This is a genomic window from Bradyrhizobium vignae (genome assembly GCF_900324035.1).
In the GTDB taxonomy this organism is placed as follows: domain Bacteria; phylum Pseudomonadota; class Alphaproteobacteria; order Rhizobiales; family Xanthobacteraceae; genus Bradyrhizobium; species Bradyrhizobium vignae.
This window is the reverse complement of record NZ_LS398110.1, coordinates 7,618,561-7,644,604: the sequence shown is the minus strand read 5'-3', so window position 1 is coordinate 7,644,604 and position 26,044 is coordinate 7,618,561. Positions and strand designations below refer to the sequence as shown.

26 protein-coding genes and 2 pseudogenes are annotated in these 26,044 nt (G+C 64.1%); 15 read left to right on the top strand and 13 right to left on the bottom strand.

Features of this window, described 5'->3' with window-relative positions:
• Positions 1–49: 49 nt before the first annotated feature.
• Positions 50–1,846 (bottom strand): glucan ABC transporter ATP-binding protein/ permease, encoded by a 1,797-nt coding sequence (locus tag BRAD3257_RS36735; protein ID WP_122405896.1) that lies wholly within the window; start codon positions 1,844–1,846, stop codon positions 50–52.
• Between the two features lie 85 nt (positions 1,847–1,931).
• On the bottom strand, positions 1,932–2,981 hold the full coding sequence (locus BRAD3257_RS36730) for an ABC transporter substrate-binding protein (protein WP_162500476.1): 1,050 nt from the start codon (positions 2,979–2,981) through the stop codon (positions 1,932–1,934).
• Positions 2,982–3,210: 229 nt separating this feature from the next.
• Here BRAD3257_RS36730 and BRAD3257_RS36725 point away from each other — a divergent pair, with 229 nt between their 5' ends.
• The 8 genes from BRAD3257_RS36725 to BRAD3257_RS36690 all read left to right on the top strand — a co-directional run bounded on the left by BRAD3257_RS36725 (position 3,211) and on the right by BRAD3257_RS36690 (position 10,172).
• The gene (locus BRAD3257_RS36725; RefSeq protein ID WP_122405894.1) at positions 3,211–3,576 is read left to right on the top strand and encodes a hypothetical protein; all 366 of its coding nucleotides are present in this window, start codon (positions 3,211–3,213) and stop codon (positions 3,574–3,576) included.
• Positions 3,577–3,686: 110 nt separating this feature from the next.
• On the top strand, positions 3,687–4,091 hold the full coding sequence (gene hisE, locus BRAD3257_RS36720; protein WP_122405893.1) for a phosphoribosyl-ATP diphosphatase: 405 nt from the start codon (positions 3,687–3,689) through the stop codon (positions 4,089–4,091).
• Positions 4,092–4,136: 45 nt separating this feature from the next.
• On the top strand, positions 4,137–4,739 hold the full coding sequence (locus BRAD3257_RS36715) for a YqaA family protein (protein ID WP_162500475.1): 603 nt from the start codon (positions 4,137–4,139) through the stop codon (positions 4,737–4,739).
• A 46-nt stretch (positions 4,740–4,785) separates the two neighbouring features.
• Complete coding sequence (locus BRAD3257_RS36710; protein WP_122405892.1) at positions 4,786–5,304, top strand: hypothetical protein; 519 nt, start codon at positions 4,786–4,788, stop codon at positions 5,302–5,304.
• A 36-nt stretch (positions 5,305–5,340) separates the two neighbouring features.
• Positions 5,341–6,741 (top strand): aspartate ammonia-lyase, encoded by a 1,401-nt coding sequence (locus tag BRAD3257_RS36705; RefSeq protein WP_122405891.1) that lies wholly within the window; start codon positions 5,341–5,343, stop codon positions 6,739–6,741.
• A 266-nt stretch (positions 6,742–7,007) separates the two neighbouring features.
• On the top strand, positions 7,008–7,976 hold the full coding sequence (locus BRAD3257_RS36700; protein WP_122405890.1) for an NAD(P)H-dependent flavin oxidoreductase: 969 nt from the start codon (positions 7,008–7,010) through the stop codon (positions 7,974–7,976).
• Positions 7,977–8,120: 144 nt separating this feature from the next.
• Entirely contained in the window at positions 8,121–8,894 is a 774-nt protein-coding gene (locus BRAD3257_RS36695) for a thioesterase family protein (protein ID WP_122405889.1), read from the top strand.
• Between the two features lie 177 nt (positions 8,895–9,071).
• Positions 9,072–10,172: an IS4 family transposase gene (locus BRAD3257_RS36690; protein ID WP_122405888.1), complete on the top strand. Its 1,101-nt coding sequence runs from the start codon at positions 9,072–9,074 to the stop codon at positions 10,170–10,172.
• A gap of 543 nt (positions 10,173–10,715) precedes the next feature.
• Here BRAD3257_RS36690 and BRAD3257_RS36685 read toward each other — a convergent pair.
• From BRAD3257_RS36685 to BRAD3257_RS36675, 3 genes and pseudogenes are all read right to left on the bottom strand, one after another.
• Positions 10,716–12,113, bottom strand: a pseudogene (locus tag BRAD3257_RS36685) (AMP-binding protein); the annotation flags it as partial.
• A 9-nt stretch (positions 12,114–12,122) separates the two neighbouring features.
• A protein-coding gene (locus BRAD3257_RS36680) for an IS5 family transposase (RefSeq protein ID WP_407120425.1) occupies positions 12,123–12,883 on the bottom strand; the annotation gives its coding sequence in 2 pieces (ribosomal slippage) (positions 12,123–12,547 and positions 12,547–12,883; 762 coding nt in all).
• A 73-nt stretch (positions 12,884–12,956) separates the two neighbouring features.
• Positions 12,957–13,124: pseudogene (locus tag BRAD3257_RS36675) on the bottom strand (AMP-binding protein); the annotation flags it as partial.
• A gap of 108 nt (positions 13,125–13,232) precedes the next feature.
• Here BRAD3257_RS36675 and BRAD3257_RS36670 point away from each other — a divergent pair.
• The 4 genes from BRAD3257_RS36670 (at position 13,233) to BRAD3257_RS36655 (ending at position 16,370) form a co-directional block, all read left to right on the top strand.
• A complete protein-coding gene (locus tag BRAD3257_RS36670) occupies positions 13,233–14,198 on the top strand; it encodes an NAD(P)H-dependent flavin oxidoreductase (RefSeq protein WP_162500474.1) in 966 nt (321 codons plus the stop codon).
• Positions 14,199–14,439: 241 nt separating this feature from the next.
• Positions 14,440–14,688 (top strand): hypothetical protein, encoded by a 249-nt coding sequence (locus BRAD3257_RS36665; RefSeq protein ID WP_122405886.1) that lies wholly within the window; start codon positions 14,440–14,442, stop codon positions 14,686–14,688.
• 196 nt (positions 14,689–14,884) lie between these two features.
• Positions 14,885–15,598, top strand: coding sequence for a hypothetical protein (locus BRAD3257_RS36660; RefSeq protein WP_162500473.1), 714 nt, complete (start codon positions 14,885–14,887; stop codon positions 15,596–15,598).
• Between the two features lie 88 nt (positions 15,599–15,686).
• A complete protein-coding gene (locus BRAD3257_RS36655) occupies positions 15,687–16,370 on the top strand; it encodes a hypothetical protein (protein WP_122405885.1) in 684 nt (227 codons plus the stop codon).
• Between the two features lie 7 nt (positions 16,371–16,377).
• Here BRAD3257_RS36655 and BRAD3257_RS40170 read toward each other — a convergent pair whose 3' ends face one another.
• Both BRAD3257_RS40170 and BRAD3257_RS36640 read right to left on the bottom strand, forming a co-directional pair.
• Positions 16,378–17,223 carry a GMC oxidoreductase gene (locus BRAD3257_RS40170; protein WP_244607829.1) on the bottom strand — a complete coding sequence of 282 codons (846 nt, stop codon included), beginning with the start codon at positions 17,221–17,223 and terminating at the stop codon, positions 16,378–16,380.
• 99 nt (positions 17,224–17,322) lie between these two features.
• On the bottom strand, positions 17,323–18,879 hold the full coding sequence (locus BRAD3257_RS36640; RefSeq protein ID WP_122405884.1) for a winged helix-turn-helix domain-containing protein: 1,557 nt from the start codon (positions 18,877–18,879) through the stop codon (positions 17,323–17,325).
• Positions 18,880–19,248: 369 nt separating this feature from the next.
• Between BRAD3257_RS36640 and pcaB the strand changes: the two genes are divergently transcribed.
• The gene (pcaB, locus tag BRAD3257_RS36635) at positions 19,249–20,610 is read left to right on the top strand and encodes a 3-carboxy-cis,cis-muconate cycloisomerase (RefSeq protein ID WP_122405883.1); all 1,362 of its coding nucleotides are present in this window, start codon (positions 19,249–19,251) and stop codon (positions 20,608–20,610) included.
• Between the two features lie 113 nt (positions 20,611–20,723).
• A complete protein-coding gene (locus BRAD3257_RS36630; RefSeq protein WP_122405882.1) occupies positions 20,724–21,980 on the top strand; it encodes an aminopeptidase in 1,257 nt (418 codons plus the stop codon).
• 347 nt (positions 21,981–22,327) lie between these two features.
• On the opposite strand, the gene BRAD3257_RS41615 is transcribed toward BRAD3257_RS36630, so the two are convergent.
• A complete protein-coding gene (locus BRAD3257_RS41615; RefSeq protein WP_244607828.1) occupies positions 22,328–22,465 on the bottom strand; it encodes a hypothetical protein in 138 nt (45 codons plus the stop codon).
• A 235-nt stretch (positions 22,466–22,700) separates the two neighbouring features.
• Between BRAD3257_RS41615 and BRAD3257_RS36620 the strand changes: the two genes are divergently transcribed.
• The gene (locus tag BRAD3257_RS36620; RefSeq protein ID WP_162500472.1) at positions 22,701–23,156 is read left to right on the top strand and encodes a cupin domain-containing protein; all 456 of its coding nucleotides are present in this window, start codon (positions 22,701–22,703) and stop codon (positions 23,154–23,156) included.
• Between the two features lie 86 nt (positions 23,157–23,242).
• Here the strand turns inward: BRAD3257_RS36620 and BRAD3257_RS36615 are convergent, their stop codons facing one another.
• The 5 genes from BRAD3257_RS36615 to BRAD3257_RS36595 all read right to left on the bottom strand — a co-directional run bounded on the left by BRAD3257_RS36615 (position 23,243) and on the right by BRAD3257_RS36595 (position 25,990).
• Positions 23,243–23,782: a hypothetical protein gene (locus BRAD3257_RS36615; RefSeq protein WP_162500471.1), complete on the bottom strand. Its 540-nt coding sequence runs from the start codon at positions 23,780–23,782 to the stop codon at positions 23,243–23,245.
• 67 nt (positions 23,783–23,849) lie between these two features.
• Entirely contained in the window at positions 23,850–24,119 is a 270-nt protein-coding gene (locus BRAD3257_RS36610; protein ID WP_244607827.1) for an EamA family transporter, read from the bottom strand.
• A gap of 70 nt (positions 24,120–24,189) precedes the next feature.
• Complete coding sequence (locus tag BRAD3257_RS36605) at positions 24,190–25,002, bottom strand: MBL fold metallo-hydrolase (RefSeq protein WP_122405879.1); 813 nt, start codon at positions 25,000–25,002, stop codon at positions 24,190–24,192.
• Complete coding sequence (locus BRAD3257_RS36600; protein ID WP_122405878.1) at positions 25,002–25,580, bottom strand: hypothetical protein; 579 nt, start codon at positions 25,578–25,580, stop codon at positions 25,002–25,004. Before BRAD3257_RS36600 ends, BRAD3257_RS36605 begins: the two co-directional genes overlap by 1 nt.
• A 5-nt stretch (positions 25,581–25,585) precedes the next feature.
• Positions 25,586–25,990, bottom strand: a complete 405-nt coding sequence (locus tag BRAD3257_RS36595) for a glycosyl hydrolase family 28-related protein (protein ID WP_129142764.1) — start codon at positions 25,988–25,990, stop codon at positions 25,586–25,588.
• Positions 25,991–26,044 lie beyond the last annotated feature (54 nt).

The window sequence follows — 26,044 nt, the reverse complement described above, 5'->3', positions numbered from 1 at the left end:
TCAAACAATAACCTAAAGCGCGATGACGATTGATCCTGATCGCATCGCGCTAGGGGGATTTGGCGGCCGTCGCGGCAGCCTCGGCCGCCGTCACGCTGGCCCGTGCGTTCTCCTGGACCATGAACTGGGCCCTGGCGAGCTCGGCGAAATGGCCGCCTTTCGCCACGAGTTCATCGAAAGTTCCGCTTTCGATCACCTGGCCGTTCTCGAACACCAGGATCCGCGTGGCGTTGCGGATGGTGGAGAGGCGATGGGCGATCACGAAAGTGGTGCGGCCCTTCATCACTTCGTCGAGAGCGGCATTCACCTTGGCCTCGGTGACGGCGTCGAGCGCGCTGGTCGCTTCGTCCAGGATCAGGATCGGCGGATCTTTCAGCAGCGCGCGGGCGATGGACAGGCGCTGGCGCTCGCCACCGGACAGCATGCGGCCGCGCTCGCCGGCATTGATCTCGAAGCCACCGCTGCGCTCGATGAATTCGAGCGCCTGCGCGCGCTCGGCAGCTTCGCGCATCTCGGCCTCGGTCGCGTCGGGCTTGCCGACCTGCAAGTTCTCCGCAATCGAGCGGTTGAACAGCAGCGCTTCCTGGAACACCACGCCGATATTCCGCCGCAGCGAGGTCAGCGTGACGCCGCGCACGTCCATGCCGTCGATCTTGATGACCCCGGATTGTGGATCGAAAGCGCGATGCAAGAGCGCAATCGCCGTCGACTTGCCGGCACCGGTCGGGCCGACCAGTGCGATGGTCTGACCGGGCAGTGCGGTGAAGGAGAGGTCCTCGACCGCAGGGCGCTTGCCGTCATAGGAGAAGGTGACGTCGTGGAACTCGACGAGGCCGGACAACCTGCCGGCATCGATCGCGTCGGGCCTGTCGTGGACCGCGGGCACGGCGTCGAGCACATTGAAGAACTCGCGCAGGCGCGGGGCTTCCATGAACACGTTGTTGATGAAGCTCACGACCTGCTCGAGCTTTTGGAGCAAAAGTGTCGCAAAGCTCACGAACATCACGATCTCGCCGACCGAGGTGAGCCCCTGGTCGTGCAGCGCGATGCCGAGGGTGAAGATAGCGAGCACGGTGATGGTGGTGGAGGCGCGCGTGATGACGGTGACGAGCGCCCACCAGGACAGCACCGGCATCTGCGCGGCCAGCAACTCGTCGGCGACGGAGCGCAGCCCTTTGACCTCGGATTCGACGCGGACGAAGCTCTGCACCAGCGCGACGTTGCCGAGCGCGTCGGAGGCGCGCGCGGAGAGCTCGCTGTAATGCTCCTCGACCTCCATCTGCATGCCGAAGGTCTTGCGCACCACGAAGGTCGTCAGTGCGGTGAAGACGATGCAGAGCACGAACAGCAGGATCGCGAGCCGCCAGTTCAGGTACAGCGACAGTGGCAGCAGCACCACGACCGAAAGGATCGCGGCAAAGTGCTCGCGGAAGAAGCCGAGCCATAGCCGCCACAGCGCATCCGTGCCGTTGAGCATCACCTTCATCAGCCGGCCCGAATGGATACCGGAGTGGAAGGTCAACGGCAGTTGCAGAATGTGCTCGAAATAGTCGGTCAGCACCGCCTGGCGCTGGCGGTGCGAGAGCCGGTCGGCCTGCAAGGCCACGAGCGCGCTGCACGCGATGGTGAAGAGCCCGAATGCGACCCAGGCGGCCAGGAATGGCCAGGCCGAGTTCGATCCGGCCACCGTCTTGCCCGAGAGCACGTCGACGACACGGCCGAACAGCACAGGCTCGGCGAATTGCGAGCCTGCGAGCAGGAGATTGGCGACCGCGAGCAGCCAGCCCAGCCGCGCCTCCTTGCCGAGCAGCTCGAGAACGCGGGTGTAGAGACGGAGCACGGACATGCGGACGACGAACTCGAGCGGATAACGGAGCCCGTATTCTAACCCGGGATCGCGCGTGAGATATAGCGGAAGCCGTCAGTTTTTCTCAATTGATCAGCCGCTCCGCCACCGCCGGCAGGAACTGGTCGTCGAAGACGTCGCGCGCCATCGGCCGCTTGCGGAATTTGAAGTCCTGCGCGATCTGGTCGATCGAGCGCTCCAGGCGCGCGGGCTCGACGCCGCCGAGGCCGTTGCGCTTGACCTCATCGGTCAGGATGTTGTCGGCGAGGACGGTGCGCAGGCGCTCCAGCTCGAGGTTGCGGTCACCGTCTTCGATGCGGCTCGCCGCCTCCTCCGCCGCACGCCCCGGCTCCCTGACGGTGGCATTGATGCCCGCGATCAACGCGCGAACGAAGCCCTTCACGGCGTCCGGCTTTGCTGTGGCGAAGGCCGGATTGACCACCACGGCAAAGCCATAGGCTTCGCAGCCATAATCCGCATAGCGCAGCACGACGAGATCGGCTCCGGGCACGCCGCGGTCGCGCAGATTCACCGCCGAGAGAAAGCTGAAGCCGGCGACCGCATCAACTTGGCCCGCGGACAGGATCGGCTCGCGTACCGCCGCGCCGATCTTGTGGAATTTGACGCGTGATGCCTTGATGCCGTTCTGCTGCGCCAGGGCCGGCCATAGCCGCATCGACAGATCGTTGTCGGCAACGCCGACGGTCTTGCCGTCGAGATCGGGCAGGAGGTGGATGCCGCGGCTCCTGCGCGCGACGATCGCATAGGGAGCGCGGTTGAACAGCACGAACACCGCCTTGACCGGCGCCACGTCGTCCTTGTCACGGAAGCGGATCAGCTCGTTGATGTCGACGAGCGCAAGCTCGCTGTCTCCCTTGGCGACGCGTGCGAGCGCCTCCGGCGATCCGCTCGCACTGTTGAAGGACACGTTGAGACGCTCGGCGCCGAAGCCGCCGTCCTTCGCCGCAAGGAAGAACGGCGCCATGCTCGCATCGATGGGACGGTCGAAGGTGAAGTGGATCGCTGTGGAGGGGACGCCGCTCTCGGCCCCCGTGGCCTCGCACGCAATCAATGCTGCGAACGAGATTGCAAGGGCCAGCAGGCCGTGAAGGGCGATCGTCTTGAATCCTGACATCGATTGCGCCGGTCCCGCATTGTTATGGTTTCGTGACGCTTGCAGCGCCGGCCCGCGGCAAGCGTGCGCGCGCCAACATGAACGGCGGATGAGCGGCGGTTGCGTCACGATTACGCAACCCCGTTCAGCTCGTGTTGGGGTTGGGGAACCCAACTTAGGTACTGCGGGTTTGAGAGGCATGAGCCTGTCCGCAGGCGTCGATTCCAGGTCCCAAAGGAGGGCCCAAGACATGTTCGAGCGATTCTCCAAGTTTGCGGGCCGAAAGGCCGTTCTTGCCACGGCCGCGGTGCTGGCGCTGACCACAATCGCCCCGACTGCGTCATATGCGGGCGGCCGCCACTGGCATGGTGGCGGTGGCGCGGCTGCTGCCGCGGCTTTCGCCGCCATCGGCACCGGTCTTGCCATCGCCGCAAGCCGTGACGCCTACGCCTATGACTACGGTCCGGGCTATGGCTATTACGGCGGTCCCGTCTATTACAGCGCCCCTGCCTATGGGCCGTATTATGGTCCAGGCCCGAACTTCCCGTATCAGCGCTATGGCGGTACGGCCCCGTCCGAGTTCTGCGGCCAGGGCTACTATCAGAACTGCTACTAGCCCGAAGGGTGACCATGACAGGCCGTCGCGCTTGCCGCGCCGGCCTGTTTTCTGCTTTTATTGCCGCGCGTTAACACGCCCGCCATTTGTTTAGAGTAGTTTTGAGTACCATGAGTGATTCGCTTGAGCGGCTATATCTGGCTGTGCTCGCGGCCAAGGATCTCGATCCGGCAACATCGCGGACGGCCCGGCTGTTTCAGCGTGGGCCCTCCAAAATGGCGAAGAAGCTGGCCGAAGAGGCCATTGAAGTCGTCATCGATGCGGTCAATGGCGATAGTGAGGCCGTGATCCGTGAAAGCGCCGACCTGCTCTACAACCTCACCGTGCTGTGGGCTTCGGCCGGAGTACGTCCGGAGGACGTCTGGCGGGAAATGACGCGGCGAGAAGACTTGCTCGGTATTGCCGAGAAGCTGCCGAAGTCGCCGATGAAGCTGCCCAAAGTCGCGTCACCGCGCATGGCCTCTCGGCGGCCAATTGTCGCGCTCGAAGGCCGCGCCGGGCGCAAGCGCCACTAGAAACGTCAAAAATCGCCTCAATCTCGGCATGGACAAATCCGTCTCATGGTGCTTCATCGCGGCGCCATGCTGAAACGTATCTACGACTGGTGCATCGACGCCGCCCACAAGCCCTACGCGCTCTGGATCATGGGCGCCGTGGCTTTTGCAGAAAGCTCCTTCTTTCCGGTCCCGCCGGACGTGATGCTGATCCCGATGTCGCTGGCGCGCCCAAAGCGCGCCTGGGTCTATGCAATGGTCTGTACCATCACATCGGTGGTCGGCGGCATCGTCGGCTACGCCATCGGCGCGCTGCTGTTCGACTCGGTCGGCCAATGGCTGATCCAGGTCTACGGCCTCGGCGACAAGGTCGACGCCTTCCGCGCCTCCTATGCGGAATGGGGTGCGATCATCATCCTGCTCAAGGGGCTGACGCCGATCCCCTACAAGCTCGTCACGATCACCTCGGGCTTTGCCGGTTACAACATCGTCCTGTTCGTCCTGTGCTCGATCGTCGCGCGCGGCGGACGCTTCTTCGTCGTGGCGATCCTGCTCAACCGCTATGGCGACTGGATCCGGGTCCGGATCGAGAAGCATCTCGGCCTGTGGGTTGCGATCGGCGCCGCGGTGCTGGTGCTCGGCTTCGTGGTGGCCATCAAGCTGATCTAGCGCCAGCGGCTTTGCCGCCGCGCCGGCTTCGGTTACGGTTGCCGTCATGATGGTTCGATCCGGCAATCCGGCCATGCGGTTCGGGACGCTGACGTCAGCAGCGATGCTGCTTCTGCTCGGTGGCGGCGGGACAGGGTGGACACAATCCGCCCCGCCGGCGCTCGGCCTCCAGGAGCAGGGATCGACACCCGCTCCATCGGCGCCGCCGGCGCACGAGGAAAATCCCGGGCTGATCAATGAAATGGGCAAGCTGTTCGACAAGCTGCCCTCGATCCTGCCGCCGATCAAACGCCCCAGCCAAACCATGGACGACCTGTCGCGGCTGGCCAAGCCCTCGACCATGGTGTCGGGGCGCGTGGTCTGCCCGGTCTCGTCCAACGGCGCGCCCGACTGCAAGCAGGCCGCCGACCAGCTCTGCCAGGGCAAGGGTTACAAGGAAGGCAAGAGCCTCAACGCCGACTCCGCAGAGAAATGCTCGGCCAAGGTTCTCATCCCGGGCAGGCAACGTAAGCCGGATGATTGCCGCACCGATACTTTCGTGACCAGTGCGCTGTGCCAGAATTGACGTGATGGCCCAGCGCACAAGCAACAAGGAGCGCCCATGAGCCGGACGGAGCACGACTTCCTCGGACAGCGTGAGATCGCCGACGACATCTATTACGGCGTCCAGACCATCCGGGGTAAGGAGAACTTCCACATCACCGGTATTCCGATGAGCCAGGAGCCCTACTTCGTGAAGGCGCTTGGCTACGTCAAGAAGGCTGCCGCCATGGCCAATCGTGATCTCGGCGCGATCGACGCCAAGGTCGCGGATGCCATCATCGTCGGCTGCGACCGCGTCATCGCCGGCGACATGATGGATCAGTTCGTCACCGACTTCATCCAGGGCGGTGCCGGCACCTCGACCAACATGAACGCCAACGAGGTGATCGCCAACCTCGCGCTGGAATCGCTGGGCTTCACCAAGGGCGACTACCAGCACGTCAGCCCCAACGATCACGTCAATTACGGCCAGTCGACCAACGACACCTATCCGACCGCCTTCCGGCTGGCGCTGATCCTGCGGCTCGAGAGCTACATGACGGCGCTGCGCCAGCTCCAGGAGGCCTTCTTCGCCAAGGGGCGCGAGTTCGACCGCGTGCTGAAGATGGGTCGCACCCATCTGCAGGACGCGGTACCGATGTCGCTGGGAGCCGAGTTCCGCGGTTGGGGCACCACGATCGGCGAGGAGGTCGATCGCATCTCGGAGGCACGCGCGCTGCTGCGCGAGATCAATCTCGGTGCCACCGCGATCGGCACTTCGGTCACGGCCGCGGTCGGCTATCCCAAGCTCGCCGTTCGCCACCTCGGCGCGCTCACCGGCGTCGACTTCGTGCTCGCCGGCGATCTCGTCGAAGCGACCTCCGACACCGGCGCCTATGTGCAGCTCTCAGGCGTCCTGAAGCGCACGGCGAGCAAGCTGACAAAGATCTGCAACGACATCCGCCTGCTCGCGTCGGGCCCGCGCGCTGGCCTCAACGAGATCAACCTGCCGCAGCTGCAGCCGGGCTCCTCGATCATGCCCGGCAAGGTCAATCCGGTGATCCCGGAGGTGGTCAACCAGACCAGCTTCCTGGTCATCGGCCTCGACACCACGGTGACGCTGGCGGCCTCGGCGGGCCAGCTCCAGCTCAACGTGATGGAGCCGGTGATCTCGTTCGCGCTGTTCTTCTCGATCCGCACCATGGAGCGCGCGGTCAACAGCCTGCGTGAGAATTGCGTCGTCGGCATCACCGCCAACGAGGAGCACACCCGCAATATGGTGCTGAACTCGCTCGGCATCGTCACCGTGCTGAAGCCGCTGCTCGGCTACAAGCAATGCGCCGAGATCGCCCGCGAGGGCTACAAGAGCGGCAAGTCGCTGCACCAGATCGTCGTGGTCGAGCGCAAGCTGCTGACGCAGGAGAAATGGGACGAGATGTTCTCGTTCGAGCGGCTGATCAACCCGGATTTGATTGGGTAGGGGCTGTCATCCGCAGCTCTCGCCTCGCACAATTGCGAGGAGCTCTTGCGACGAAGCAAATCCAGCGTCCCTCCGCGGAGACAGTCTGGATTTGCTTCGCTGCGCTCGCAATGACGGAGGAGGCGGATGGGTAAGAATTCCGCTGCTTGGAATTGCGGTAACTGCATCCGCTGCGGCGCCAAAACGCAATACTTGACAGTGGAAAGATTGCCTTGTTGGTATGGCTCCCAACTCCAGTTTGACCGCCAGAAGAGGATCGTTCCGCAATGTCCATGCCTGCCTTGTTCAAAGGGCGCCTGTCGATCCCCGTGATCGGCTCGCCGCTCTTCATCGTCTCGGTGCCCGATCTCGTGATCGCGCAGTGCAAGGCGGGTGTGGTCGGCTCGTTTCCAGCGCTGAATGCGCGGCCGCCGGAATTGCTCGACGAATGGCTGGCGCGGATCACCGAAGAGCTTGCGGCCTATGACCGCGCGCATCCCGACAAGCCGTCGGCGCCGTTCGCCGTCAACCAGATCGTGCACAAGTCGAACAACCGGCTCGATCACGACATGCAGCTCTGCGCCAAGTACAAGGTGCCGATGATCATCTCTTCGCTCGGCGCGCGCGAAGAGCTGAACCAGGCCGTGCACGGCTGGGGCGGCATCGTCTTCCACGACGTGATCAACCAGAAATTCGCGCACAAGGCGATCGAGAAGGGCGCCGACGGCCTGATCCTGGTCGCAGCCGGTGCCGGCGGCCATGCCGGCACCATCTCGCCGCTGGCTTTCGTCGCAGAAACGCGAAAATGGTTCGATGGCCCGATTGCGCTGTCCGGGGCGATCGGCAATGGCAAGGCGATTCGCGCCGCACGCATCCTCGGCGCCGACTTCGCCTATATCGGCTCGGCCTTCATCGCGACCAAGGAGGCCAATGCCGTCGAGAAGTACAAGGAAATGATCGCGGGCTCGAGCGCCGACGACATCGTCTACTCCAACCTCTTCACCGGCGTGCACGGCAACTATCTGAAGCCCTCCATCCTCGCCGCCGGCATGGATCCGGAGAATCTTCCGACGTCCGATCCCTCCAAGATGAATTTCGGCACCGACGCCTCCGGCGAGCGCGCCAAGCCGAAGGCCTGGAAGGAAATCTGGGGCTCGGGCCAGGGCATCGGCAGCATCGACAAGGTCGTGCCGGCCGCCGAGTTGATCGCGCGCTTCAAGAAGGAATACGACGAAGCGATCGATCCGCCGTTGTGATTGCCGTGTCCCGGACGTGGTGCGGCGCGAAGTGCCGCGCCGCCGAGCCGGGACCCATCGCGCAACGACTGGACCCCGGCTCAGCAGCGCACCGCTTACGCGCTGCGCGGCGTCCGGGGAACGCGCCGTGAGAGTGAGTACCAAATGTCTCCCATCTACCGCGTCGAAGGCAACAGCGTCGTCACCAGTCCGGATGCCGCCGGTCCCTGGGACCGGCGCATGCAGCACGGCTCGGCACCGGCCTCGCTGGTGACGTGGGCGGCCGAACGGATCCCGACGCCAGTCGCGATGGACATCGCGCGCGTCACCATCGATCTGATGCGCCCGGTGCCGGTCGCGCCGCTCACGATTGCGACTGAGGTCCTGCGCGAGGGCCGCAAGATCCAGCTCTGCGAAATCAAGCTGCTCGCCGACGGCGTGCAGGTGGTCGGCGCCACCGTGCTCAAGATCAGGCGACAGGCCCAGGCGCTGCCGGACGAGGTCAAGGAGCTGCCGATCACGCTGCCGTCTCCAGAGGACTCGCTGGTCGAGGACGGTCACGCCGCCACCAGCCCGTTCGTGCGATCGGTGTCGATGCGTGCCGCGCGCGGCCGCTTCGGCCAGGCCGGTGCCGGCGCGATCTGGTTTCGCGTCGACCACCCCCTGATCGCCGGTGAAGCGGTCTCGCAGGCGATGCGCGCGGTGGTCGCCGCCGACTTCTCCAACGGCACCGCCTCCTCGCTCGACTTCCGCGCCTGGACCTACATCAACGCCGATCTCACCGTGAGCTTTGCGCGCCAGCCGATCGGCGAGTGGATTTTGCTCGATGGCGATTCCTGGATCGGCCCTGACGGCGCGGGTCTTGCGATGTCGCGGCTGGCGGACAGGCAGGGCTATTTCGGCCGCGCCGTGCAGAGCCTGGTGATCGAGAAACGGTAAGGAGCGCGACGCCAGCGTATCACTTTCGCTGTCATGCACCGGCTTGGCCGGGGCATGAAGTACGCCGCGGCCTACCTGTTGAATCACAGGCGTCTCGGCGTACTGGATCGCCCGGTCAAGCGCATAGGCGTTAAGTTTGTTCTTGAGTGTTGGAATCACACGTGATTCCAAGGCGGGATGGCAGACGAATCGCTTCTGAACGAGGACTGGACGAGAGTGGTTACGCAGCTCGGCGGGGCTGCGCAGCTTGAAATAAGTGCGCGCCAGACGAAGGCTTTCGTGCGGCGGCGCCAAATTCCAGATGCGGTGGCGTTACTTCGGCTGATGCTGGCCTATTGTCTGGGTGAAAGAGGGTTGAGATCGACAGCCGCGTGGGCCGCTTCTGTTGGCCTTGCCGACCTCAGCAGCGTGGCGTTGTTCTATCGCCTGCGTCAATGTGGCGATTGGTTTGCAGTGCTGGTGGAGGGCTTGCTCGCTGCGGCAGCCCCGAAAGCGAGCCGAGGCCGCCTGATCCGCATTATCGATGCGACGACAGTGCCTCAGGCAGGACCGGCTGCGCGCAGGAACAGTGAGCTTTGGCGCGTTCATAGTGCATTCGATCTGCCATATGAGCGCTTTGGTCACTTCGAGCTGACAGATCAGCAAGAAGGCGAAACGTTTGACCGGATACCGGTGGTCAAGAACGAGATCCGCATTGCTGACCGCGCTTATCTACAACCTGACCGCATCGCCGCTGTGCGCGACGCCGGGGCAGACGTTTTGATCCGAGCGGGCTGGAAGAACGCACGTTGGCTTGATGCCAAAGGCCTTGCGTTCGATCTGATGGCCCAATTGCGTGCGGCGAAGGCGCACGGACTGATCGATCGGAGGATTTGGATCAAACGCAAGGACGGTGCGCCTCTGGCTATGCGTCTGGTCGCAGTCAAGAAGCCCGCCGGTGCAGTCGCGGCTTCGCGCCGTAAAGCCCGGCGCGACGCACAAGACGAAAACCGCGTCATCTCCAAAGAAACTCTGGAAGCCGCGGATTGGGTCATTCTGGTCACGTCGCTCGCGCGGGACGAGTTCTCCACCAAGGATGTACTCGCGCTCTATCGACTGCGATGGCGCATCGAACTTGGCTTCAAGCGACTGAAGAGTCTGATTGGTCTCAAGACGCCACCTGGAACCGATCCGCGCTCCGCCAAGCCCTACTTGCTGGCACACCTCTTGATCATCCTGCTGCTCGAGCCGCTTGCCCGCGACTTCGAGGACTCTCCCCGCTGGACGCAGGCCGTCTGACGGCACCTGGCGCTTGGCGTGTTTTGCAACAACTCGTTGCATCCTTGCTACAAGCGATCATTCCACAACCAACCATCCGTTGCTTTCGCCGCAGAAAGCGAGCGCTTGGGCGGCACCTGCGCGAGCCTCCTCGAAAACGTCCGTATCAATCGATGCTCGCGCTACCTTAACGCCTATGCGGTCAAGCGGGCGATGACATCTATTGTGTGGTCGCTGTGTCGAATATGCGGAGGCTTGCGGCCGCGTGGACCAATTGAACGGCAGGCTTCCGCCGCCGCGGAAGGGATGCTTGCCATCCTGCCAGTTCACAGACCGTAGAAGATCTTGATCTCCCACAGCACCACGATGATAGCCGTGATCAACGTAACCGCGGCGACTGCACTTTCCAGGGAAGCGACTCTCATGTCTTACTCCGCTTCCCAGCCCCATCAGCGGTCTAGGTGATTCCCTGATTCGCCGGCAATCGGGTGGGCATCGCCGACGCGCACTCCGTTGCCCGCTGTGGTGCCGGGGCCACAACGACACCGTAAGATCCCGGGGTTTTTACCCCACCATCCGGTCCCGCCCGCTCCAGAAGCCCGCGCGCAGCACCTTCTTGTCGACCTTGCCGACGCCGGTCATCGGCAGTTGCTTGACGAACTGGATCTGTTTCGGCGCATGCGCCGAGCCCTTTCGCGTCTTCACGAGATTAATCAGCTCGTCCGGATCGGGCCTTGCGCCGTCACGCGGTACGATGATGGCGGTAACGGCTTCGCCCCATTTCTCGTCGGGAATGCCGACAACCGCGACCATCGCGACGTCGGCGTGCTGCGACAGCACGTCCTCGACCTCGCGCGGGAAGATGTTGAAGCCACCGGAGACGATCATGTCCTTCTTGCGGTCGAGGATGCAAATGTAGCCGCGTTCGTCCCTCCGCGCGATGTCGCCGGTGTGGACCCAGCCGTTCTTCAGCGTCTCGGCGGTGATGTCCGGCCGCTTCCAGTATTTCGCCATCGCATGCGGGGCGCGCACGCAGATCTCGCCGGCCTCGCCGGTCTTCGCTTCCCGGTCGTTGTCGTCGAGGATCTTGACCTCGCACGCCGCGATCGGGAAGCCGCAGGACAGGAACAGCTCCGGGTTCTTGGGGTCATGATCAGATTTGCGCAGCACCGAGATCGGATAGCATTCGGTCTGGCCGTAGAGCTGCGAGAACACCGGGCCGATGCGTTCGATGCCTTCGACTAGCCGGGTCGGCGACATCGCGGAGGCGCCATAGAGCACGAGCTCGAGCGAGGACAAATCGGTCTTGCCGAGCGCGGGCTGATCGAGCAGCACATAGATCATGGTCGGCACGAGCAGCGTGAAATTGATGCGCTCGCGTGCGATCGTGGCCAGCACGGCTTCGGGATCGAAGCTTTTCAGCATGTGCACTCTGCCGCCGCGCATCAGGGTCGGCAGCACCTTTGTGCCGGCGACATGGCTGATCGGGGCGACCGTCAGATAGCGCGCACCCTCCGGGATTTCGAAGTCGGCGAGGATCGCGGCAGCGGCTCCGGCATTTTCGCGGTGGTAGCGCAGCGCGCCCTTGGATTTGCCGGTCGTGCCACCGGTGTAGTTCAGCGTGGAGAGGTCGTCAGAGCCGGCGAGGCATCGCGCGCTAAAATGGCCTCCGGTCTCGATCGCCTGCAACAGGTCGGTGCCATAGTCGGCCGGTCCCATGGTGAAGACCGCCTTCAGCCGGGTCGCCCTCGTAGCGAGCTCGCCGCCGCGGTCACGGAAGGCGACCGCATCGACCACCAGCATCTCGGCCTCGGAATCCTCGAGCTGGAACAGCTGGTCCTCCAGCGATCCCAGTGGATGCAGCCAGGTGATGCAGAGCCGCGCCAGTTGCGCGGCGACGCCGGCGCACCAGGTATCGGCGCGGTTCGCGGTGAGGAAGGCGACGCGCGCGCCGGGCTCTAGGGTCCGGACTCAATTGATCCACCAAGTAACGGCGGCGACCAAGAGGATGGCCGAGAGGAAGTTGTCGGCTCGCTTGTCGTAGCGGGTCGCAATCCGCCTGAAGTCCTTGAGGCGGCAAAACATGCGTTCGATGAGATTGCGTCCTTTGTAGGCCTTCACGTCGTACCGGTGCGGATGCTTGCGAGTTGGGTTGGGCGGAATTACTGCCTTTGTTCCGCGCTCGGCCAACCACTCACGCAGGCTATTGGCGTCATAGGCCCTGTCAGCAAGCAATCGTCGAGCAGGAGAGACGGCAGGCAGCAGATCGCGCGCCGCCGTGAGGTCATGGCAGTTGCCAGGCGTGATCACGAAGGCGATCGGACGTCCATAATCCTCGGTCAGCGCGTGGATTTTGGTGGTGCGTCCGCCTCGCGAGCGGCCGACCGCCTGCTGGAAGTCCCCCCTTTTGCGCCCGCCGCCGAGCGGTGGGCTTTGATGTGGGTCGCGTCGATGGACATTGTCCCGACCCGGCCGGTTGAGCCAGTCAAGGCGTAGAAAATATTGCCCCACACGCCTTGGCGGCTCCAGCGATTGAAGCGGTTATAGATGGTCGTGTAGGGGCCGTAATCTGCCGGGCAGTCTCGCCAGCGTGCGCCCGATCGCAGCATGTGGAGGATCCCGCTGATCACGCGTCGGTCATCCACGCGATGGGCGCCGCGCCGCCCACGTGGCAACAGCGGTTCAATCCGCTTCCACTCCGCCTCACTCAGCCAATATAGCTTTTGCCCCATCAAGCCCCCCTTCGACTCGGAGGTCTTGAATCACAACTCCGCCTCAGCGGGAATCCCTATTGAGTACAGACCCTAATGCAAGCCGCATGAAAACGCCCTGGATGCGTCCGATCAGGTCGATGGTGCCCTGATAGCTCAGCGATCCCTCAGGCCAGGCGAAAGCGGTGCGATCGGGATAGCGCGACAGCGCCCGTAGCGTCTGTGCGCAAGCCGGGGATGATGCGTGGAGCGGATCAGACATGTGTTTCCTCGTTGCTTTGTCATCGGCTTCTGGCGTGCCAATGTTGCTGACGACGCTAGCACAGAGACCGCGGGAGGAAACGACAAAGCCCGCGAGAGGGAGGCATGCATGCCATCGGACCGACTGCAACGCTTCGGTGATCGTCTCGCGCTGCCGCTGATCGCGGCGCCGATGTTTCTGGTGTCAGGCGTCGAGCTCATGGCTGCAGCCTGCCGCAATGGCGTGATCGGCAGCTTTCCCACCGCGAATTGCCGTGGCGCGGAACAACTCGATGAATGGCTCACCGAGATCGAGACGCGGCTGCGGCGGCACGAGGACGAAACCGGCCATAAGGCAGCGCCGCTCTGTCCGAACCTGATCGTCCACCGCTCCAACGCGCGGCTTGAGCAGGACCTCGCCGTGCTGCTCCGGCACGGGCCGGAGATCGTCATTACGTCGGTCGGCTCGCCAGCACCGGTGCTGAAGCCGCTGCATGACGCCGGCACACTGGTGCTGGCGGATGTCGCCTCGATCCGCCACGCCAAGCGCGCGGTGGAAGCAGGCGCGGACGGGCTGGTGCTGCTCACGGCTGGTGCGGGCGGGCAGACGGGCTGGCTCAACCCGTTCGCCTTCGTCCGCGCGGTACGCGCATTCTACGACGGCATCGTCGTGCTCGCGGGCGGCATCAGCGACGGCCGCGCGCTGCACGCCGCCGACGTGCTCGGCTGCGATCTCGCCTACATGGGCACGAAGTTCATTGCAACGCGGGAGAGCATGGCGGATGACCGGTACAAGCGGATGCTGGTCGAAAGCAACGCGGACGACATCCTGCTCACCACCGCGTTCACGGGACTGCAGACCAGCATGTTGAGGCCGTCGATCGTCGCCGCCGGGCTTGATCCAGACGATCTGCCGGCACGCGGCGCGATCGACATCGCTGAGGATATCGACGTCGCCGCGCGCGAGAACCGGCCAAAGCGCTGGCGCGACGTCTGGAGCGCCGGCCACTCGGCTTCGGGGGTGACCGACGTGCTCGCGGTCGATGATCTCGTCGCGCGAACAGTCGCCGAATATCGTCAGGCGTGTGCGCGGTAGGCTGTTCGCCTCTCTCCCGCCTACGGGAGCGGCCGATGCGCGCCGATCGATGCGAAGCATCGTCCGAGCGCGGCGGGTGAGGGGGAGCCTCCGCGAGTCCAACTGCCACCTTGGTTTCGGAGAGAGCCCTCCATCACGGTTGATCCCGCACGCTTCCGCTCCGTTCATTTAACGGCAGATTAACCATCGCCCGCCAAGAATCCCCGTCACGGCCGCCAATCAGGAGCGAGAGGGACAGGCGATGGACTTCGATTATCTCAACGGCAAGAGAGCTGCGACGCTGGACGAGATCCGCGTTCGCGTCGCCCATGCGCTGGCCCGCCACCCGCTGTGCCGCAATGTGCGCTTCGACATCGTCAGCGTTCCCCGCACCCGCCGTGGCGGCAATTGGACGGTGACGCTGCAATCGGTCGAGCCGCGCGCGGTCTGGGAGGCCTCGGAGATCGTGGCCGACATCCAGGACGCCTATGATCTCGCGGCAGCTGCCTGATCTGCTTGGGATCCCCGGGCGATGTCGTCGTAGTCCGCGCGATTGCCGCCGCGATGGCACGGTTAAGCCTTAATTATCGCCCAGTTTCCGGGCAGTGATCACTTGAACTTGAAGCCAGACTTGAACTTGAAGCCAGACTTGGACTTCCAGACTTGGACTTGCAGACTTGGACTTGAAGTCGGACGCGGAGGGACGTTTGTCCAAAGCCATCACCATCGTCGCGCTGACCTGTTTCCTCGTCCTCGGCGCCGCCACCACCGCAATTCTCGGCCGCGACAGCGTGCCCAGCATCAGCGCCGAGATGATCGCCCAGACGCCCCCGCCCAAGCCGCTCGCAACGAACCGCGCCGCCAAGGCCGACCGTCTGCTCCCGACGCTCGCTCTGGCCTCGGCTGCAATCGAGCCGGTCCAGGTCGCCGCCGACAAGCCTGCCCAGGCTCCCATGCTGACCGAGCCGCTGCGCCAGGCCTTCGCCGCGGCCACGCCTTCTGATTTCCCGATGCCGAAAGCAAGCGCGCACGAGGCGCCCGCCGCGACCGAGGTTCCAGCCGTCGAAGTTCCGGCCAAGCCGAAGGTCGTCGCCAAGCCGCAGCCGCAGAAGTCCTATTCGCTGCTGTCCGACGTGCAGATCGCCGGCATCAGGGATCGCCTGAAACTGTCGTCGTCGCAGGAATATTACTGGCCCTCGGTCGAGACCGCGCTGCGCAACGTCGCCCGCAAGATCCAGGCGAACAAGCTGTCGAATCCAAACGCGCCGCCCAGCGCGCAGATCGATCCGAACTGCGAGGAGGTGCAGCAGTTGAAGTCGGCCGCGATGCCGCTGCTGTTCCAGCTCCGCGACGACCAGAAGGAAGAAGTGCGCAAGCTCGCTCGCCTCATCGGGCTCGAGAAGGTCGCGCAGCAGATCTGACATGCGCGGTTCCTCTTTGAGGAGCCGCGGCCATCAGGAACATCTGGCAATCCCCACGCGTTGCCCGCTCCAAAACAGGAGTGGATGAATGCGCGCCGCGACAGCCTATTTTGTCGGTGCCGGAACCATCATCGCGGCCATCGCCATCGGTCTCGGCGGCGGTATCGTTGCCGGCAACATCATGAATCCAGTCGCGCCCAAGCAGGGCCCGAACACCGGCAAGATGACGCAGCGCACGGAGGCTTCCACGCCAGCGAGCGCGAATGCCCCGTCCGAGCGCGTCAATTATCTCACCGGCTCCCAAGCCTTTGGCGCGATGATCGCAGTACCCGCGCAGGCCGAAGCAAAACCTGAAGCCGCAAAGCCTGATACGCAAACCACGTCGGCGAATGCTGGACCACCGCCGCCGCAGTCCTCGCAAGGCGCTGCAGTCGAGCCGTCCAAGCCGGCCCCGGCATCGTCACCACAGGCAGCAAAACCTGCCGAGCAGCAGGCCGCCACCGAGCCGTCATCCCCGTCGAACAACGCCTATGCCAAGGCCAGGGATTCCGACATGAAGCGCGCCGCGTCCGAACGGCGCCGAGCCGAGCGTCGCGAGCGCTGGGCCGAGCGCCGGCACTATGAATTCCGCGAGCCGCGCGGCATGCGCGACCGCACCGATTGGGACGACGTTGCGCGCAACATCCGCGAAGATTCCGATGCGCGCGATTCCGCGAGCCGGCCGCGCGGCGGCTTCCCGCAGATCAGGCTGTTCGGGCCTGACGACGATTAGCGCCTAGTCAGTGATCGCCGCAGCTGCGCATTCGGCAATCAGGATCGTCGGCGTCTGGATGTTGCCCGAGATCATGATCGGGGACCACCGAGGCATCGGCGACGTGCAGCCCGTCGATGCCGCGCACCTGCAATCGTTTGGGATCGACCACGGCCAGCTCGTCCGCGCCCATCCGGCAGGTCGAGGCGGCATGATAGAGCGTCGTGCAATGGCCGCGGACATAGTCGGCGATCTCGGTGTCGCTGGTCGCTTCCGCGCTCGGCGTAACCTCGCTTTCGATCATCTCCTTGAGCGGTGATTGCGCTGCGATGCGACGGTTGATGCGCACGCCTTCGATCATGGTCACGATGTCGCTGCCACTCGGGTCCGACGCGAAATAACCGGGATCGATCGCGGGATCTTCGATCGGGTCGCCCGAGCGCAGCGTGATCCGGCCGCGGCTCCTCGGCCGCTGCAAGGTCGCATGCAGGGTGATGCCCGGCTTGGACGACAGGAAGCGCACATAGTCGCGGTGCGGGCTGATCGCGCCATAGAGCTGGAGATCGGGCTCGACATCGGGGCGGCTGTCATCGCGCCGGAGCCGCCGACCATCTTGCCGTGCGGCCAGTAGATGCGCCGTCCGCGGCAGCCTGCTCGCGGCCCGGTGTGAAAGCCCCAATCGACTGATGTGTTGAACATCGTCGGCCAGTCCGACGGAATGTCGGAGGTTGGGCGGGGCAGCGTGACCGGCCTCCAGCACCAGCACCTTGCGGCTTGGATCGGCCGACAAGCGGTTGGCCAGCACGCAGCCGGCCGAGCCGGCGCCCACGATGATCGTGTCGTACGTTGAAGGGCACTCCGCGAAGACATTCATGCCGCGGGCGCTTGCAAGATTCGTGCTTTGCCGATTGGCGCAGCTTAATTCCACTCCCCATGGACAACGGGGAGGTCCGCCGCCATCATCGCGCCACGGCTATTTCAGTCCGGCGCGCCGCAAGCCCTGGAGGTAATGCGCACGATCCTCCTCCCGCAGCATCGGCAGCTCGCGCGTGATCCAGGCAAGCGAGACCTCGGGCTGGGCGCGGCGCAGGCCCTCCAGGGCGGAAGCCGCGAGCACCGGATTGCCCAGCATGCCGGCGGCGGCCGTCAGCACGCGGTGTGCGCCGACGAAATCTCCGCGCTGGCGCATCGATTCCCGTGCCATCCGCACGGCCCCCTCATAGTCGCGGCCGACGAACCGGGCATAGGCCGCAACCCCGCAATAGATCGCCGCGAGCGGGTCGCGCGGGCTCAGCCGCAGTGCGCGGCGGGCGGCGGCATCGCCGTCCTGCCATCGTCCGGCATAGCACAGCGTCACGCCGTGGAAGGCATGCGCCATGGCAAAATTCGGATTGAGCCTCAAAGCCAATTCGAATTCAGCCAGCGCGTCGTCGAAGCGGCGGCGGAACAGATAGGTGTACGCGAGGCCGTGATGGGCCCAGGCATCCTCGCGGTCGGCCTCCACCGCCGCGAGCGCCGCACGTTCAGCGACCGGCGCGGTCGCGGCCATGTCGGCCCAGCCCATATGCGCGCCGAACATATGGCTGGTCGCGAGCAGGCCGAGCGCCTTGCCGTAGGCGGGATCGACCGCGACGGCTTCCTCCAGCAGCTTTTGCGCGACGGCATTGTCCTCGCGGGTGATGCGCCAGTAATGCGACAATGCGCGCATCACGAGGTCCCATGCATCCAGGCTGCCCGGCGGCTTCTGCTGGGCTCGGAAGCTTTCGGCGGCATAGAGCTGCGGCTCGATCGCGGCGACGATCGCCTCGGTGATCTCGTCCTGCACCGCGAAGATGTCGGCGAGCTCGCGGTCGTAGCGTTCGGCCCAGAGATGGCTGCCGGTCGAAACGTCGTTGAGCTGGGCCGAGATGCGCACCCGCTCGCCGCTCCGCCGCACGCTGCCTTCGACGACGTAGCGCACCCCGAGTTCCCGCGCGACCTCGTGGATGTGCACGGCGCGGCCCTTGTAGACGAAGGAGGAGTTGCGCGCGACGACGAAGAACCATCGCAGCTTCGACAGCGCGGTGATGATGTCCTCGCTGATGCCGTCGGAGAAATAATCCTGCTCGGCCTCACCGCTCATATTGGTGAAGGGCAGCACGGCGATCGCGGGCCGCTCGGGTAGCGCGAAAGCTGCCTGAGGTTGGGCGATGCGGACCGGTTCCGGCGGAACCGCGCCGTGTTGTGTCTGGACATCACCGACGAAGCGAAAACCCTTGCGGGTGATGGTGCGGATCAGCGCCTGGCTCGCGCCATCGTCGCCGATCGCCTTGCGCGCCGCGTTGATCCGGCTGGTCAGGGTCGATTCGGACACACTGCGCCCGTGCCAGATCTTGTCGATCAGCTCGTCCTTGCTGACCACCCGGTCGCGGTTCTGCATGAGGTGGACGACGAGATCGAAAACCTGCGGCTCCACGGCAACGGGAACCTGCTCGCGGCTCAGCTCGCGCCGGTCGGTATCGAGAAGGTGGTCCCGGAACAGAAACTGCACGTCGAGAACTCAGGCCTCATTTCGAAATCGGGCAAGCAAAACGACAAAATGAAATTTGGGTCGAAAATCGTGTGTCTGGCGAAGGTGGCGCTTGGTTCATCGCGATTGCGTGATGGCTGCCATGCCGTTTCCGGAGGGGAATACGACCGCAGCTTGAATGTTGCGGTCTGGGGCCGATCGCCGAGGCGATCATATTCGTCCATCCAACACCGTCATCCCGAGGCTCTTCGTGCGCTGCTGACATCGTGCGCGACGCGCCGTTGTAAAGCCGGAGCGCGGCAGATGTGGCGAAAGGTGAATGTCCATTGCCGAAAAACGTGGCCTGCGTAAGCTGCCTTCACACCAAACACCAACCACGAAGAAACGCTCATGCCTGCTTTCCCCGCCTCCACCACCGTGCTCGACTCCTTGCTGTTTCGCGACGCCTTCGGCACGCCCGAGATGCGCGAGGTGTTCTCCGACGTCGCGACGGTTGCGCGCTACGCCGAGGTCGAGGTGGCGCTGGCGAAGGCGGAGGCGAAGTGCGGTGTGATCCCGCAGGACGCCGCCGCAGCGATCGCGGCGCGGACCGAGGTTGGCGCGCTCGATTTCGATCTGCTGCGACAGGAGACCGACATCGTCGGCTATCCGATCCTCCCTTTGGTGCATCAGATGGTGAAGCAATGCGGCGAGGCCGGCCGCTACGTGCATTGGGGCGCGACCACGCAGGACATCATGGACACCGCCGTGGTGCTGCAACTGCAGGCCGCGCTCGAGATCGTCGAACGCGACATCGCCGAGCTGCGCAAGATCCTGGCTGATCTGTCGAAGCGCCATCGCGACACGGCGATGGCGGGTCGAACTCACCTGCAGCAGGCGCTGCCGGTCACCTTCGGCTACAAGACCGCGATCTGGCTCGCGATGTTCGACCGCCACGCCGAGCGGCTGGCGCAGCTGAAGCCGCGCGTGCTGGTCGGCCAGTTCGCCGGCGCTGCCGGCACGCTGGCCTCGCTTGGCGACAAGGGGTTCGAGGTGCAGGAGGCGCTCTGCACCGAACTGAAGCTCGGCGTTCCCGCCTCGACATGGCACGTCGCGCGCGACGGCTTTGCCGAGGCGGTGAACTTCCTCGCCCTCGTCACCGGCTCGCTCGGCAAGATCGCGCTCGACATCATGATCATGGCCTCGACCGAGTTCGCCGAGGTCTACGAGCCCTTCGTCAAGGGGCGCGGCGCCTCCTCGACCATGCCGCAGAAGCGCAACCCGATTTCATCGGAACTGATGCTTGCGGCATCCAAGGCGGTGCGCCAGCACGCCGGCCTGATGCTGGACGCGATGGTGCAGGATTTCGAGCGAGCTACCGGTCCCTGGCACGCCGAATGGATGGCGATCCCCGAAAGCTTCGTACTGACCGCCGGCGCGCTGCACCAAGCCAAGTTTGCGCTCGCAGGCCTCATTGTGGACGAGGCGAAGATGAACGACAATCTCGCGATCAGCCGCGGCCTGATTGTGGCCGAAGCGGTCATGATGGGGCTCGCGCCGCAGATCGGCCGGCAGGAGGCGCATGACGTCGTCTATGACGCCTGCCGTCGGGCCACCGAGAAGGGAATGAGCCTTGCCGATGCGCTGTCCGCCGATTCACGGATATCGAGCCGCATCGACCGCGCCACAATCGAGGCGCTCACCTCACCGAAAAATTACCTCGGGCTCGCGCCCGCGATGGTCGACCGGGTGCTGAAATCGGCAACGCGTTGAAAACCAAAATGCGTGAAACCGCGTATCTTTCACGCCTTGCAAGACGCTCGCACACTTGTGTCTTGCGATGCTAGACTTAGATTGAGTGAGAGACTTTCGGCAGAGGGCCCGGCATGACTGATCAACGCAATACTTCCACTCCCATCGATCCCGCGAAGCTCGACCGGCTGGCCGAGGTGGCGGTGAAAGTGGGCCTGGGCTTGCGGCCGGGACAGGACCTGCTGCTGACCGCGCCCGCGATCGCGCTGCCGCTGGTGCGGCGGATCGCCGTGCATGCCTACAAGGCCGGCGCCGGCCTCGTGACGCCGATCCTGTCGGACGAGGAGATGACGCTGGCGCGCTACCGCCACGGTCACGACAACAGCTTCGATCGTGCCGCCGGCTGGCTCTACGAGGGCATGGCCAAGGCGTTTTCGGACAACACCGCACGGCTCGCCATCGTCGGCGACAATCCCATGTTGCTGTCCGGCGAGGATCCTTCCAAAGTGGCGCGTGCGAGCAAAGCCAATTCGATGGCCTATCAGCCCGCGCTGGAGAAGATCGTCAATTTCGACACCAACTGGAACATCATCGCCTATCCGAGCCCGTCCTGGGCGAAGCTGGTGTTCCCTGATGATCCCGAGGACATCGCGGTCGGCAAGCTCGCTGATGCGATTTTCGCCGCGTCCCGTGTCGATCGCGAGGATGCGATCGGCAATTGGGCGAGCCACAATGCGGTGCTGCGCGAACGCACCAATTGGCTCAACGGCCAGCGCTTCCGCGCCTTGCAATATTCGGGTCCCGGCACCGACCTCACCATCGGGCTTGCCGACGGTCACGAATGGGAAGGCGGCGCGTCACTCTCCAAGAACGGCATCAGCTGCAACGCCAATATTCCCACCGAAGAGGTCTTCACCACCCCGCATTGCCGCCGCGTCTATGGTCATGTCGTGAGCTCGAAGCCGCTGTCCTATCAGGGCACGCTGATCGACAACATCGCGGTGCGCTTCGAGGACGGCAAGATCGTCGACGCCAAGGCCTCGCGCGGCGCTGAAGTGCTGAACAAGGTGCTCGACACCGACGAGGGCGCGCGGCGCCTCGGCGAAGTGGCGCTGGTGCCGCATTCCTCGCCGATCTCGCAGAGCGGACTGTTGTTCTACAACACGCTGTTCGACGAGAACGCCGCCTCGCATATCGCGCTCGGCCAGTGCTATTCGAAATGCTTCGTCAACGGCGCCCAGCTCACGCCGCAGCAGATCGCGGCGCAAGGCGGCAACCAGAGCCTGATCCATATCGACTGGATGATCGGTTCGGCCGAGACCGACATCGACGGCATTTTGGCCGACGGCAGCAAGGTGCCCGTGTTCCGCAAGGGCGAATGGGCGAAGTAGCGCTGCTGCTCGTCATGCCCGGGCTTGTCCCGGGCATCCACGTTCTTCTTTTTCCGTAGCAGGGCGTGGATGGCCGGGACAAGCCCGGGCATGACGATCCTTGAAGGTTCAAGCTCGCAAGCGTCAACCCTCACGCGGCCGCGTTGCGCAGCATCGGGTTGTTGTCGATGCTGAAGCGGTTGAACAGTGTCGTGAACGGGCTGCCATCGGTGGCGCGCACGATGGCATCGGAAGCCGCCACGGCCTCGTAAAGCGCGCCGACGGGATCATCCTTCTCCGGCAGCTCGAGCGCGTCGCGGATTTCTTCGCGAGCCTCATTGACCTCATGCTCGTGGTCGAGTGTCGCCTCAAGCGCATCCGCGCGCGGCGCATTTCGGCGAGGTCGCCGCCTGCGGCTCCTCGTCCGGCGCGAAGGAGATGTCGAGGCTGCGGAGCCGGGCGACCACCTCGCCGTTGGCGGTCAGAACCTCGGGCGTGAGGGGCATCGGTGCGGCTCCTTCCGATACTTCGCGCACTTTGTCGCACCCCGGAAAAGATCGGTTCATGTGTAGGGATTTGCAGGGAAATCGCGACGTTAACCGTTTCGCACTTGCAACTAGGGGCTGATTGTCGAGCTCTGCGTAAGAAAGAATTAAAAACCGGCTACTAGCGTCCCAGCTTCTTTCGAAGCAATCCGGGCCGAGACCCGCCCATTCATATTTATATCTCCTGGGGACGCAGATGTCGCGCGCATTGATTGAAATCGGTAGTTGCAACGTGGACCTCGAGCTGCGGCCGATCGAGCCGTCCTGGATCATCGAGGGCAATCCGGTATCCCGCTCGCGCGTCCTGTCGACCAGCGCGGACGGCACTGCCCAGACGATCATCTGGCACTGCACCGAGGGCCGCTTCAACTGGTACTATGACATCGATGAGACGATCATGATCATGGAAGGATCGATCGTGCTCGAAAGTGATGGCATGCCGCCGAAGCGCTACGGCCCCGGCGACGTCATTTTCTTCCGCGACGGGGCGCATGTCAAATGGCATGTCGAAGGCCACGTCAAGAAGATCGCCTTCTGCCGCAAGACCAACCCGGTGATGATCGGCTTCCTGATCCGCGCCGTCAACAAGCTGAAGAAGATGTTCGCGTTGACCGGCGAACGCCGTCCCGCCTCGCTGATGGGTGCCGGCTAAAGCGGACAACAAGGTTTTTCAAGGACGCTTCCCAGCGGCCACGACGAAGAGGGGTCGGGACCAGCATTCCGGCCCCTCTTCTCGTTTCATGGGTCCGCTGGTGTCATAGCCTTGCGCCGTCGTGCTTTGACCTCCACCATCAGCCGAAAATCCTGTGCCGCTGCGGACTTGGCTTCGCCGAGCCAACGGAAGGAATCGTCCGTGATCTCGGTAAAGCTCCAGCGCGTCAGCTCGCCGGATTCGGTCGTGCCCTCCTGCACGATGTCGTTGCCACGCGGACGGCCGATCTGCTGCCGGAACACGCGGCGGCCCGGATCGAACCAGGAAATCCGCCACGCATCGATGGCCGGATCGTAGACGCGCAGCGTCGTGCCGTACCAATTGCCGGCGATCGGAAAGGCTGGGCTGCCCGCAGGCCGGGGAATGATCCAGACGTCCTGAATCGCACGGCCTTCCAGCACCCAGCCGAAGTGGATTTCGCCAATTGCCGTGTGCCTGGCGCCATCAGGCGCATGTACCGTGATCTCGCTGTTCCAGTCGCCAACGAAGCGGCCGTAAAGCCGAAGCGCCGCCTCGTGTTCGGGATGCGGCCCGCTCGCGTGCAGAAGTCTCGCAAAGTCGCTCATGTTGCTCTCCTGTTGCGGAGATTTCAGCACGAACGAGCCGCGGGCGACTTGGAGAAAATTGCCGTCGTCAGGTCTTGCGGCTGCGTTCAGCGCGCGAGATGACGATAACGGTGACAACGACGAGACCCACCAGGATCATGCGAGAGAACGGCTCTCCGAGCACAGGGGTGCCGAGTAGCATCGCGATCACCGGGTTGACGAAGGTATAGGTCGACACCAAGGAGGTCGATACGCTCTCGAGCAGCCAATTGTAGGCGACGAATCCGATCACGCTGCCGGAAATGATCAACCAAAGCGCTGCCGCAAAAGAGCCGATGACGAGGAACCGCTTGTTCATGATTGCTCCGACTGACGTGGCTCTCGGAGCAACCGAATCGTCGACGGCTGATGCGTTCCGGTTCTGGCGCTCAGACCCCGTCGAGGATGATCACGGTCGGGCTCGTCGGCAGCGTATCCCGCGACATCCGGAACGAGCGCTCGATGCGCCGGTCGATTTCGAACTCCTGGCCGATCCGGCGCATGAAGTCGTCTAGCGGGGTGGCGAAGCGGTGCATCGGCAGCACCACCGAGGCGCGCAGCCGCTTGGTGATCTCGGAGATGCCGTCCAGTGACATGGTGTAAGTGCCGTCGATCGGCACCATCACGATGTCTAGCCGTCCGATCTGGGCAAAATGGCTGTCGTCCAGCTTGTGGTGAAGGTGGCCGAGATGGCCGATGCAGAGGCCGGCCGCCTCGAAGATGAAGATGGAATTGCCGTCGCGGATCATGTCGCTGCCGGCATCGTCGCCGTAATAGCGGCGGATGTCGGTCGTGACGTTGCGGATGAAGGTGTCGCTGATACGCTCCGACACGATCGCCGGCTTGCCGTCGTCGCTCCAGCCATGCAGCACGTGGGGAATGCGCTTGTCCGGGTACAAAGAGTAGTGCGTGCTGTGCGCCCGGTTCATGGTGACGACATCGGGCAGCCGCCCGACCTGGTATGCGCCGCTATAGTCGGTCGCGATGCGCAAGCCGGCGGGCGTGTCGATGAAATAGGTGGAGTGGCCGGCATAGGTGATCTCGACCTCGGCCGCAGCTGTCGCCTGCCTGAAGACGACCGGCATGACCCGCGGCGCCGCATTGGCCATCGCCAGGCATTCGCTGCGCTGTGGCTGCTGGGCGAAGGCAGGGGTCAGCAGCCAGCCGAGGAACGCCAAAGCCGCCAGCCATAGTCGTGACATCACTGATCCGTCCGCCATTCAGTCGACGATCCGGTCACTGTATCTTCGAATTGTTCCGGCGTCATGCCGCCGAGGGCATGATTCGGAAAAGTGACGCAGCTCAGAAGAGCTGGGCGGTGACATAGTGGGTCGCACCGCTGGTGTTCTGGACGCTCAGCGCATAGGTCGAGACATCCGCGGCGATGCCGGTCCAACCGAGCTGCAGCGTACCGGACCCGAATCCGATATAGCCGCTGGTGCCTATGGTTCCGAACGCCGGCGACGGCGTGATTGTCGGTGCACCACCCTCCCGTACTGCCGGTCGAGCTTGCCGACAGGTTGATGTTCTGCAGGTCCTGATAGGGAAAGCCGCTCTTGACCACGGGTCGTCCGCTCGTCCGCTCGTCCATGAGCAGGCCGAGATTGTTCGAGAACGTGTAACTTGTCGGAAGATTGCCGGACCACGTGTTGGCGAGCGCCATCGGCATGGGTACGGTCGTGCCGGAGAGGTCGTTGCCGACGAAGCTGATGTTGCCGCTGGTGCCGCTTTCGCGCGCCCAGACCGCCGGCGAGTCATTGCCGCAGGTCGCGTTCTGCACGTTGTTCAGGGCGAGTAGCAGTCGATCTGGAAACCTGCCAGCATGACGTTCGAGGCGCCATCGACGTTCAACACGCGGACCGTCGAGCTGCTCAGCGCGACGAGGATCATCTTGTTACTGACGCCGTCGGAGTTGCCATACCCAAAGGCGGAATAGCCGATCAGGCAGGCGCCGCTGGGAATAACGAGATTGTTGATCTTGTAGGTGCCCGGCGGGATGACCGCCACCGCGGGACCTGCGAGAGCGGCGGCGAAAGCTGCGGTACTGTCGACCGTGTTGGTTGGATCGGCGCCGAACTCGGGATCGGTGACCAGGTTGATCTTCAGATTTCCCGTTCTGGCCTGCAGGGTGGCGATCAGGTTCGCCATATAGGTTTGAAGGATGGCGATGGTCTGTGGGGCACCTGTCAAGAGATCGAGTCCTGATGCTGGAGGGAGGGTGTCTGAAAAAGAGACGATGCTGTC

Coding starts and splice junctions, on each gene's coding strand:
- BRAD3257_RS36735 (WP_122405896.1), bottom strand. CDS start 1,846: ATGTCCGTGCTCCGTCTCTACACCCGCGTTCTCGAGCTGCTCGGCAAG.
- BRAD3257_RS36730 (WP_162500476.1), bottom strand. CDS start 2,981: ATGTCAGGATTCAAGACGATCGCCCTTCACGGCCTGCTGGCCCTTGCA.
- BRAD3257_RS36725 (WP_122405894.1), top strand. CDS start 3,211: ATGTTCGAGCGATTCTCCAAGTTTGCGGGCCGAAAGGCCGTTCTTGCC.
- hisE (WP_122405893.1), top strand. CDS start 3,687: ATGAGTGATTCGCTTGAGCGGCTATATCTGGCTGTGCTCGCGGCCAAG.
- BRAD3257_RS36715 (WP_162500475.1), top strand. CDS start 4,137: ATGGTGCTTCATCGCGGCGCCATGCTGAAACGTATCTACGACTGGTGC.
- BRAD3257_RS36710 (WP_122405892.1), top strand. CDS start 4,786: ATGATGGTTCGATCCGGCAATCCGGCCATGCGGTTCGGGACGCTGACG.
- BRAD3257_RS36705 (WP_122405891.1), top strand. CDS start 5,341: ATGAGCCGGACGGAGCACGACTTCCTCGGACAGCGTGAGATCGCCGAC.
- BRAD3257_RS36700 (WP_122405890.1), top strand. CDS start 7,008: ATGTCCATGCCTGCCTTGTTCAAAGGGCGCCTGTCGATCCCCGTGATC.
- BRAD3257_RS36695 (WP_122405889.1), top strand. CDS start 8,121: ATGTCTCCCATCTACCGCGTCGAAGGCAACAGCGTCGTCACCAGTCCG.
- BRAD3257_RS36690 (WP_122405888.1), top strand. CDS start 9,072: ATGGCAGACGAATCGCTTCTGAACGAGGACTGGACGAGAGTGGTTACG.
- BRAD3257_RS36670 (WP_162500474.1), top strand. CDS start 13,233: ATGCCATCGGACCGACTGCAACGCTTCGGTGATCGTCTCGCGCTGCCG.
- BRAD3257_RS36665 (WP_122405886.1), top strand. CDS start 14,440: ATGGACTTCGATTATCTCAACGGCAAGAGAGCTGCGACGCTGGACGAG.
- BRAD3257_RS36655 (WP_122405885.1), top strand. CDS start 15,687: ATGCGCGCCGCGACAGCCTATTTTGTCGGTGCCGGAACCATCATCGCG.
- BRAD3257_RS40170 (WP_244607829.1), bottom strand. CDS start 17,223: ATGAATGTCTTCGCGGAGTGCCCTTCAACGTACGACACGATCATCGTG.
- pcaB (WP_122405883.1), top strand. CDS start 19,249: ATGCCTGCTTTCCCCGCCTCCACCACCGTGCTCGACTCCTTGCTGTTT.
- BRAD3257_RS36630 (WP_122405882.1), top strand. CDS start 20,724: ATGACTGATCAACGCAATACTTCCACTCCCATCGATCCCGCGAAGCTC.
- BRAD3257_RS41615 (WP_244607828.1), bottom strand. CDS start 22,465: ATGCCCCTCACGCCCGAGGTTCTGACCGCCAACGGCGAGGTGGTCGCC.
- BRAD3257_RS36620 (WP_162500472.1), top strand. CDS start 22,701: ATGTCGCGCGCATTGATTGAAATCGGTAGTTGCAACGTGGACCTCGAG.
- BRAD3257_RS36615 (WP_162500471.1), bottom strand. CDS start 23,782: ATGAGCGACTTTGCGAGACTTCTGCACGCGAGCGGGCCGCATCCCGAA.
- BRAD3257_RS36610 (WP_244607827.1), bottom strand. CDS start 24,119: ATGAACAAGCGGTTCCTCGTCATCGGCTCTTTTGCGGCAGCGCTTTGG.
- BRAD3257_RS36605 (WP_122405879.1), bottom strand. CDS start 25,002: ATGTCACGACTATGGCTGGCGGCTTTGGCGTTCCTCGGCTGGCTGCTG.